The following is a 5,000-nucleotide window of genomic DNA, read 5'->3' as shown; positions in this document are numbered from 1 at the left end:
GGTGCTGAACCCGGCTGAAAAGTGAATGTTTTTTTCAAAAAAATGCGTCATCTTCGTTGACATTGTCCGCTTCTGTGTCTTTGTGCATTGCTCCTTCCCCCCCTTTATTAATAGTGTTGACCGGTGTCTAACGCTCGCGGGCACAATAAAACCAATCGTCCCATGTGCCCGTCAGTGACAGGATAACCGGGGGCATCGGACAATACCCGTCCGAGCGGATCAAAAAGAGATGAAAAACAAAGCAGCAGTGTTGGTGACCGCAGGGGTATCGGACACCCTTTGACCCACCATACCCCGCATATTTCATGAAGGAAAGCCAACACCATTCTCACTAATGGCGTAGCGGTGCTAATTGCCCCGCACACGAATAATACGGATAACACCGTAAAAGAAATGATGGGAAAGCAGAAAAGAACAGTAACTTTGCAGATATGCCCCATCCACCTCTGAACGCTGATGACATGGTGCAGTCCCGCCCTCCCATAGTCCGCATGCAGTACATCGACCAGCAGCTGCGCGACAACCACTACCCTAACTGCTCAATTATTGCGAGCTACTTCGAGGTATCGAGCAAAAGCATACAGCGCGACATCGACTACATGCGCGACCTGCTCCACGCTCCCATATCCTACGACCGGAAAAAGCGGGGATACTTCTATGAGGAAGAGGGATGGTCATACCTTGCCGCAACAACGCTGGAGCTGAGGGAGGCAGAAGCACTGATCGCCACGACAAAAGTCCTTCAGCAGTACCAGGGAACCCCATACTACAACGAGGTAAGCAGGGCTCTCGACAAGGTACGCCAGTACCTTCCCGAGAGCTCCGCCACAGATCACTTGCTCTCGGCATACTCCATTGAAAAACCGACACATCAGCCTGTTGAACCCCGGATGTTTGCGACACTTGAAGATGCCATCCGCTGCAGACTGAAGGTAACCATAACCTACCGCGCATCATACCGGGCCGCAAGCAGCGAAGCCGTAACGGAACGCACCATCCACCCCTACCTCTTCCATTACTCACAATCTCTCGATACCTGGTACCTCATCGGCTACTGCGAGCTCCGCCAGGACACCAGGACCTTCGCCCTGAACCGTATCCGGACCCTCTCGGTGACGGAGCGTCACTTTACCGTACCCGAATCATTCTCGATCGACGAGTACCTTGAAAAGACCTTCGATCTTGTCCACTCGAGCGAACAGATTGACGTCACTATCCGCTTCACCCCTTTTCAGGCACAGTGGATACGCGAACGACGCTGGCACCCGACTCAAGAAACAATAGAACATAAAGACGGCTCCCTCATCATGAAGATGAAGGTCGGCGCACTTGATGCGGTAAAGCGCTGGCTCATGGGGTTCGGAGAAGAAGCAGAAGCACTCGAGCCGCAGGAACTGAGGGTACTCCTCCATGACGAACTGAGCCGTGCAAACAATTTGTACGAGGATGTGAGGGCGAAGGGGCTGGAGTCGCTGCCGCTGTTTTAAAGGGCCCATAAAGAGCAGAACAACCGTGTCCCCACCATGACCATGCCGCGACGAATGAGAGAATACACGTTTTGCGAAGATCACTGATGAGCCTTATCATCCTAAACAAGGCGCCATCGTTATTTGTGACTTCAAAGGTTTTGTTCCTCCTGAAATGGTTAAGCGAAGGCCTGCAGTTATCGTTTCTCCCCGGATGCGTAAACGAGAGGGGCTTTGCACCATTGTCCCTTTAAGCACCACACCACCAAAGGATATCGAGGCATACCACTACAAGTTGTTCATTGACCCGGTTCTTCCGGAACCATATAGCGCCGAATTTCATTGGGTAAAAGCCGATATGGTATATACCGTCTCATTAGAAAGGCTGTATCTGCCCTTCTTCGGCAAAGATCAGGGAAAAAGAATGTACGATAAGAGGATTATAAGCAGAGACGACCTTGTCAACGTCCAGCAATGTATTTTGGCGGGATTAGGAATAAACGCTTGACGATGACTCCTCAAATGAGTACATTGCCCCTGTACCCGCTCTCCTGACTTGTCAGGATCGGGCTTAAGTCCACTTCGGTGGCCGCCATGCAAGAGAAAATCAATTTAGCATGGTGTTTTTTTTAAGGCTCTGTATTTGTACAGAGCCTTTTTTGTTACCCCGTTAACCTCACCTTCACCCCACCCGTAACCCCCTGAACACGCTCTCCCTTCCGCTGAACATCAAAGGAAACCGCCATCACCCGTTTGCCGGAGAACTGAGCACTCTGAGGAGAAAAGCCATCGCCAATGCGCGGGCACTGCCTGTAATGGCAGGATAACAGAGCCACATACCAACACACTCGGCCCCGACAGGCTGCTTGTCATCCGATCCACGGCCGCCGCAGAGGCTCCCTAATGTTGTTCGAAAATCCCGAACGATCTCACACTCTTCTCAAGCCATAGGACAGCCGTTGTCCTACCCCCCAGCATAGATTGCCATCACAGGACCAGCAGTCTTTATGTAAACAAGGCCACCTCTCCGACAGGAAAGGGCGACCCTCTGCTTGCGTATCGGGTTCTGATACAGGCAACACCAACAATCAAATCACTGACACATGAAAAAGACACTCTTGCATTTCCTTACAGCAGCCATCATTGCCGCACCAGCCGTAGCATCTGCACAACCTTATGTAAGCGGCTCATTCGGCCTCAGTATGCCGACGGAACTTGAGGTTGACTACAACGGACTTACCATACCGGCAGAATTCAAAACCGGTTACAGCATCAACGGTGCCGTAGGGTACGATTTCGGACAGCAGCGTGCAGAACTCGCCATCGGATACCAGCAGAACGACCTGGACTCCATTGCAGGGCAGGGCGAAAGCTTCTGGGATGATTATGGGATTGACATCAACAAAGTTGATTCCTCCGCACTGACCGTCATGGCAAACGGGTATTATGACATCACGATGGATAACTCCCCCATCGAACCCTACGCCATGGCGGGCATTGGCCTTGCAAGCCTGGACCTGACCGGATTTGAAGGCGATACCTATTTCGCCTGGCAGGTCGGTGCCGGTGTCGGGATTGAACTGGACAGCGATCTGACACTCGACCTCGGATACCGCTACCTGAAACCGACAGGAGTGAAACTCCAAGGGCACGACGCAAGCATCGGGTCCCACAACATCATGGTCGGCGCCCGCTACGCGTTGAACTAACCATACGACACGCCCGGCAGCGAATCATGTCGCTGCCGGTTGAGTCCCCGATTACGAATACCATAGACGATACGCCAACAGCAACCATATCTTATTATTGGTACCTACCGATACTTCGTCAGAAACTCATATATTACAGAGAAAATGCTGTTACCAGATTTACACCCATTGCCCCATTAAAACCCTACAGACCTGCCCTATCATCAAGGTCCGTTGGCACTGAACATTACCAAGGAAGTTGGAATCATAATCCGAAAAACACATATTCACCCCAAATTCCATGTTCCACCTTTTCAGAAAAAAAAGTCCTCCCCAGCCAGACAGCGCTCATTTCAAGAAAAAGAACTGTACCGTAAAGTCAGTGACCGCGTCATTGATGCGCTGAAAACCCATTCAACACAACTCTCTGACGAAGCAATCAGAACCATATGCAGTGATCTTATTGATGCCGAACTGGACATGGCATTTGACCGATGGCTTGAGGAAAACCTCGACCATTGCACCGAAGAGTCGTACTCGGATGAGCAGATCATGTCAAACGCTCGGGACCAAGTTATCGGCTGGGCATATGACACTCAGCAAAAAATCCTTGCTGAAAAGGCCATAGACGATGTTCTTGCTGATAAGCGATCGTGGCTCGAAAAGCTCTTCAGAAGCGCGCAAAAAGCCCCCACGTCCACCTCTGAACGATGACGACATGGTGCAGTCCCGCCCTCCCATAGTCCGCATGCAGTACATCGACCAGCAGCTGCGCGACAATTACTACCCTAACTGCCCAATTATTTGCACGCTACTTTGAAGTTCGGTCAAAATCCTGCACTACAGATAATAAATAATGCTAGAACACAGAAATGAACATACCGAAATTAGATCCAAGCAAGCGGCACAGAGAATATGACTCCTATAGCGATGAGTTGCGTTCGGAAGTTGTTCGTGGATGGCTATTCTCGAAAAAAAATCACAGACAACTAGATGAAGAAGTTCTTGGGTTAGACAGAAATATATCTAGAGGCTATCAGTCTATGGGTATACTTCACTTTCTCGGACTTAAAGCTGATTTCCATGGGATTTTCCAAGCCATTTCAGAATCACAAGTGATAGGTTTGCTTAAAGCTGACGAGCAGGACTTTAGTTCAGTCATATCGTTCTTAGAACGTGGTAGAAGTGCCATTAACATAAAAGCCCTGATTGAAACTGAAACTGCCGAAATAGCCAAATCCCGAACAGACACATCTGTAGCTCGAAATGAGCGTATTTTAAATGCAGAAAAAAGACCCAAAAGACAACGGGTTTATTCTTATACCTATCAACGGAATCCAGATATTGTTGTTGAGGCATTGCATCGAGCAGAGGGATTCTGTGAGAACTGTAAGAATCCTGCACCATTTAAGCGAGCATCGGACGGAACTCCATTCCTCGAAGTGCATCATATTAGATCCCTTTCCGATGGAGGAGAGGATACTCTCGAGAATGTCGTTGCATTGTGTCCAAATTGTCACCGCGAAAAACACTATGGATAGTTCTAACAAATCATTCCAGCGGAAGACGGAGTTCCAGCTGCTCAACGCGCTGCTGTCTGAAATGGCTTCAGGGCTTCAGCTGACGGAGTACCGGATGCTGGAGGTGTTCTGCCGGTGGCTGGGGAAGGGGGCAGATGCGGCGAGCGTCATCATCCAGTATCCGGAGAAGTTCGAGTTGAGGGACCGGCAGCAGGATCTCAACCTGTTGAAGGAGGCGGGGGGCCCTATGTGTTAACATAGATGTCGCGTCCAACAAGGAGGCGAACTATGGGTTACTCGCATGCCGTAAGGCACAGTGTTTTAAA

General features: G+C 50.1%; 6 protein-coding genes. All 6 read left to right on the top strand.

Annotated elements, in window-relative coordinates:
- Positions 1-431 precede the first annotated feature (431 nt).
- The 6 genes from A3K90_RS03240 to A3K90_RS03215 all read left to right on the top strand — a co-directional run bounded on the left by A3K90_RS03240 (position 432) and on the right by A3K90_RS03215 (position 4,930).
- Positions 432-1,487 (top strand): YafY family protein, encoded by a 1,056-nt coding sequence (locus tag A3K90_RS03240; RefSeq protein ID WP_303681158.1) that lies wholly within the window; start codon positions 432-434, stop codon positions 1,485-1,487.
- 154 nt (positions 1,488-1,641) lie between these two features.
- On the top strand, positions 1,642-1,974 hold the full coding sequence (locus A3K90_RS03235) for a type II toxin-antitoxin system PemK/MazF family toxin (protein WP_303681157.1): 333 nt from the start codon (positions 1,642-1,644) through the stop codon (positions 1,972-1,974).
- Positions 1,975-2,569: 595 nt separating this feature from the next.
- Positions 2,570-3,175 carry an outer membrane protein gene (locus A3K90_RS03230; RefSeq protein ID WP_303681156.1) on the top strand — a complete coding sequence of 202 codons (606 nt, stop codon included), beginning with the start codon at positions 2,570-2,572 and terminating at the stop codon, positions 3,173-3,175.
- A 213-nt stretch (positions 3,176-3,388) separates the two neighbouring features.
- On the top strand, positions 3,389-3,868 hold the full coding sequence (locus A3K90_RS03225; protein WP_303681155.1) for a hypothetical protein: 480 nt from the start codon (positions 3,389-3,391) through the stop codon (positions 3,866-3,868).
- 158 nt (positions 3,869-4,026) lie between these two features.
- Positions 4,027-4,695, top strand: a complete 669-nt coding sequence (locus tag A3K90_RS03220; RefSeq protein ID WP_303681154.1) for an HNH endonuclease — start codon at positions 4,027-4,029, stop codon at positions 4,693-4,695.
- The gene (locus A3K90_RS03215) at positions 4,688-4,930 is read left to right on the top strand and encodes a hypothetical protein (RefSeq protein ID WP_303681153.1); all 243 of its coding nucleotides are present in this window, start codon (positions 4,688-4,690) and stop codon (positions 4,928-4,930) included. Before A3K90_RS03220 ends, A3K90_RS03215 begins: the two co-directional genes overlap by 8 nt.
- The last annotated feature ends 70 nt before the right edge of the window (positions 4,931-5,000 follow it).

The sequence above is a fragment of the Pelodictyon luteolum genome (assembly GCF_001622165.1).
GTDB lineage: Bacteria > Bacteroidota > Chlorobiia > Chlorobiales > Chlorobiaceae > Chlorobium > Chlorobium luteolum_B.
Note: the sequence above shows the minus strand (reverse complement) of the source record. Positions and strands in the feature narration are given on the sequence as shown.